Origin of the sequence: Methanoregula sp., from assembly GCF_002835825.1 — an archaeon.
GTDB lineage: Archaea > Halobacteriota > Methanomicrobia > Methanomicrobiales > Methanospirillaceae > Methanoregula.
Genome location: NZ_PIZH01000228.1, coordinates 1 through 3,715, shown reverse-complemented (window position 1 = coordinate 3,715; position 3,715 = coordinate 1). Strand labels below are relative to the sequence as shown.

The 3,715-nt window shown below is 56.1% G+C and carries 4 protein-coding genes and 1 pseudogene; 3 read left to right on the top strand and 2 right to left on the bottom strand.

What is annotated here, in order from left to right:
* Nucleotides 1-17: 17 nt before the first annotated feature.
* Nucleotides 18-566, bottom strand: coding sequence for a hypothetical protein (locus CW742_RS08750; protein ID WP_292419254.1), 549 nt, complete (start codon nt 564-566; stop codon nt 18-20).
* A 141-nt stretch (nt 567-707) separates the two neighbouring features.
* Here CW742_RS08750 and CW742_RS08745 point away from each other — a divergent pair, with 141 nt between their 5' ends.
* The 3 genes from CW742_RS08745 to CW742_RS08735 all read left to right on the top strand — a co-directional run bounded on the left by CW742_RS08745 (nt 708) and on the right by CW742_RS08735 (nt 3,400).
* The gene (locus CW742_RS08745; protein ID WP_292419251.1) at nt 708-1,319 is read left to right on the top strand and encodes a hypothetical protein; all 612 of its coding nucleotides are present in this window, start codon (nt 708-710) and stop codon (nt 1,317-1,319) included.
* A gap of 101 nt (nt 1,320-1,420) precedes the next feature.
* Nucleotides 1,421-2,527: a 4-vinyl reductase gene (locus tag CW742_RS08740; protein ID WP_292419248.1), complete on the top strand. Its 1,107-nt coding sequence runs from the start codon at nt 1,421-1,423 to the stop codon at nt 2,525-2,527.
* 72 nt (nt 2,528-2,599) lie between these two features.
* Nucleotides 2,600-3,400 carry a response regulator gene (locus CW742_RS08735; protein ID WP_292419243.1) on the top strand — a complete coding sequence of 267 codons (801 nt, stop codon included), beginning with the start codon at nt 2,600-2,602 and terminating at the stop codon, nt 3,398-3,400.
* 36 nt (nt 3,401-3,436) lie between these two features.
* Here CW742_RS08735 and CW742_RS08730 read toward each other — a convergent pair.
* Nucleotides 3,437-3,715: pseudogene (locus tag CW742_RS08730) on the bottom strand (septum site-determining protein MinD); the annotation flags it as partial.

Here is a 3,715-nt window from a genome sequence, read left to right as displayed (position 1 = left end):
ATAATTAGCATCGTTGCCTAAACAATGGCAAAGACCATGATTATGAGCACAAAATACCAGCGGCCGATTATTTCATTCATGTCCGGCCCGCAGGGCACCTGTCCTTTCTTGGTTTTCCGGCGGGGCTCGGGCCATCCCTTGTATTCCCGCCAGGTAACGTACCCGAGGATCCCGGCGAACATCGCGTACCAGGAGAGGAGCTGGACGGATACTGATGGTACGAGAACGAACCAGGAGAGGGCCGGAAGCACAAGGACCGGGATGAAATACCAGAAGATCCGGTCCTTTGCATAATGGCTGGTGAGGCCCCGTGAATCCGTTCGCCCCCGGTTGTCAAGGTAGTCTGCGTACAGGAAGCTCGTGACAAGGGCAAGGTAGCCTGCAAGAAGGCTTGCGTTTGCGGTCATCTGCCAGAGGAGCACAGCCGTGCAGGCAACGCCGATCGCAAGCATAGGGAGCCAGGTGATGAACGGCACGCGCCGGTCCCGTATGTCAAGCAGGGATGCATAGATCAGGGTGGCGAGGACGGCAATTGCCGAGACCACCATCGGGAAGAACAATTCCATAATCCGGTATAGTATCTGCTTCTTGGATCTCTTATGCGTGGCGATACGGGCCGGGTACCTATATCTGCCCGGGTGGCCTAATCCCTCTAAGGGCCGGCACAGGGTGCAAGGGCATCGGTGCCCGGAAGGGAGACTGACCTCATGAAAGTCCGGCAGATGATCGATACCGTTCTCACCGATTCAAAGGAACTTGGCACGTTCGGTCTTCCGGAAATCCTCCGGGTGGCTGCGGGTAAAGGGTTTTTCGGGCTTGCCGTGGCACGCAGTGACGATGCGATCGGCTGCCTCGCGTTCGTCCGCGGTGAGCCGGGGGGTGCGATCTTCTCCGATGAGAATGGCGATCTCTTCGGGGATAAAGCGGTAATCCTTGTGACACGGATGGAGCAGTTCGTTTTGTACACGGTGCAGCCAGACATTGCGGAGGCGCTCGTCATGGGGTGCCGAATCTTTGACACGACCCGGGTCCAGCAGGGGCTTACCGAAGCGATCCCCGAGATCGGGATAAAAAGCGAAGGCGTGGGCCGGCTCACGGTGGTCCTGGTAAAAGAGAATGAGCCGCAGAAAGGGATCCGCCTCACCATAAGGAAAGACGGCAGGATCCTGGGGAGCGATTTCACCGATGGGGCCGGGAGCGCCGGGTTCCGGCTCATGTATGGCGACTATGAATGCATTGTGCAGGACAAGAGCCAGGAGATCCGGGCATTTGCCCTTCACTTCAGGGAAACCGGTCAGAAGATCCTCATCGAACTTTAATCTTTGGCCCATAACTCAGCCAAAATAATTTTAAATCAGCCTTTTTTTCACAATCGGGCGTTTCGAAACGCTTTAATTTCTGATGACCGAATACTACCTCCATGAAGATCGGGCGTGAAGATTTCGAGGCACTGATAACGGGCGAGAAGACGATCGCCCCCTATATTGAACTCGATCCGCTTGCCGGGATCTACTCAGTTTTCGGTGTCCGGACTGCGGGCAATCCCAATTACCTGGTACGGGCGATCTACGAGATGTACGAGACCAGCCTGAACCGGAAACTCGCAGTCAAGGCGGTCCGGAAACTCTTCCGCTCGGTAGGCCTGGGCTCCGTGGGACTTGCGAGTCTCTTAAAAAAACAGGGCATGGATCTCACCCCGGCACAGTTCGTGATGCTGGTCTTCACCCTCCAGCACCAGCAGGGATGGGGCGCCCCGTTCGAGCTCGTGGAGGCGGGCGAGAAACGGATTGTCCTGCGCACGAAACAGACCTTCGAGTCCGAGGTGTTAAAAGACTGGAACATGCCGGTCTGCGGGATCCACCAGGGCTGGATCGAGGGTGTGCTCAAAGCCGTGACCGGCAGGACCTGGTTCTGTATTGAGAAGAGCTGCCACGCACAAGGAGACCCATACTGCGAATTTGTCTGCGACCAGGTGGAGCCCAGCTGGAAGTTCAAGGCCGAGGCCGTTGTGAAAGGCGAGTCGGCGATCACCGAGTTCATCGAGCACAAACCATTGCAGGGCAAGATCCAGCTCATTGACGAACCGGTGGTCATGATGCCCCGGTTCATCTTCACATCGATGACGCAGTCGCTGAAAAAGACGATGGGGGAGGCACCGGCAAACGGGGTGAACTACCGGGCCTACATGGACATGGGCAGGGAGAATGTGGAGCACTACAAGAAGATGGGAATCACGAACCCGAAGACGCTCTCCGACATGGCATTCACCTTTTACGCGCAGATGGGCTGGTTCAGCCTTGTTGGCGAGGAGTGGGACGAGGCCACAAAGACCAAGACGATCACCCTCTCCCACACCGTGGAGTCAGAATCTTTCGGCACGACCGAAAAAAACGTCTGCTTCTGCACAGCAGGCCTCCTTGCCGGTATCATCGAGGGATCTTTTGGGATAAAGGTTCAGGCAAAGGAGACCCTGTGCAAGTCAAAGGGTGACGATCACTGTGTCTTTTCCATCACGAACCGATCATAACCCGATTACGCAGATCATAATCCGCCGGTTTAATGAGATCTCATAAAAAACCTATTGAAACACCAACCCGCCATGCCACCGCAAGCCCCCCGGATCCTCATTGTCGAAGACGATGAGATTATCCGGAATCTTATCAGCACCATGCTCCAGAGAAAGGAGTACGTGATCGCCGGAGAGACCGCATCGGGAGAGGAGGCGATCATCATGGCCGCCGAACTATTGCCCGACCTTGTCCTGATGGATATCACCCTTGCCGGAAAGATGGACGGGGTCACGGCTGCCCGGTATATCTTCCAGCTCTTCCAGGTGCCGGTCGTCTTCCTGACCGCCCACTGCGATGATATGCTGATCGAACGGGCAAAGGGCGCCCAGCCGCTCGGCTATATCTTAAAACCGTTCACGGATAAGGAACTCATCTCGAACGTGGGGCTTGCGTTATACAACCACGGGATACGGAAGAAGTTCCTCGATATGTACCCGATCGGGAACCCGAAGACAATCCTTGCAGCGCATGACCTTGTCATGATCCTCGACCTGTCGGGAAGGGTCGTCTTTTACAACCCGTACAGCCTGCGGATGCTCGGCCTCGCTCCGGGCGATGTCCTGATGCACCACTGGCGCGACACGATGCGGCTTTTGAACGAGTCGTCACGAAAGGAGATCCCCGACCCGGTGCCGGAGGTTGTCAGCCAGATGGTGGTTATCATGCGGGAGACCAACACGCTCCTTTTGACAAAGCACGGGGAGCTCAGGAGCGTCATTGCCACTGTCCGCCCTGTCAAGGACGACAAGCACGAGATGCTCGGGGTCTTCCTGTACGCAAAAGAGAAACCGCCCGAAAATATCCGGATTAAACGAATGGGATCGCGGTAATCCGCCCGAAGAATACGGTCTGGTTTCCCGATACGGTTACTGCTTCTCTTTCCTTTTGAAAAGAACCCGGGTGAACCGGTCGACGAAGCCTTCTTTTACCGCCGGGGAAGCGTTCTCCTCTTTCATCTCCACGCCGGCAAGGTCCGCGGCGATCCTCTTAATGGCAAGCGATGCCGGGGAGGACGGGTACTTGATGACAATCGGGACTTTTGCCGAGGATGCCCTGCGGGTATTGGAGTCCTCTGGGATGATCCCGATCACCGGGACGCCGAGGACTTTTTCCATCTTCTTTGTGATGACGTCGGTCTTTTCCTG

Coding starts and splice junctions, on each gene's coding strand:
- CW742_RS08745 (WP_292419251.1), top strand. CDS start 708: ATGAAAGTCCGGCAGATGATCGATACCGTTCTCACCGATTCAAAGGAA.
- CW742_RS08740 (WP_292419248.1), top strand. CDS start 1,421: ATGAAGATCGGGCGTGAAGATTTCGAGGCACTGATAACGGGCGAGAAG.
- CW742_RS08750 (WP_292419254.1), bottom strand. CDS start 566: ATGGAATTGTTCTTCCCGATGGTGGTCTCGGCAATTGCCGTCCTCGCC.
- CW742_RS08735 (WP_292419243.1), top strand. CDS start 2,600: ATGCCACCGCAAGCCCCCCGGATCCTCATTGTCGAAGACGATGAGATT.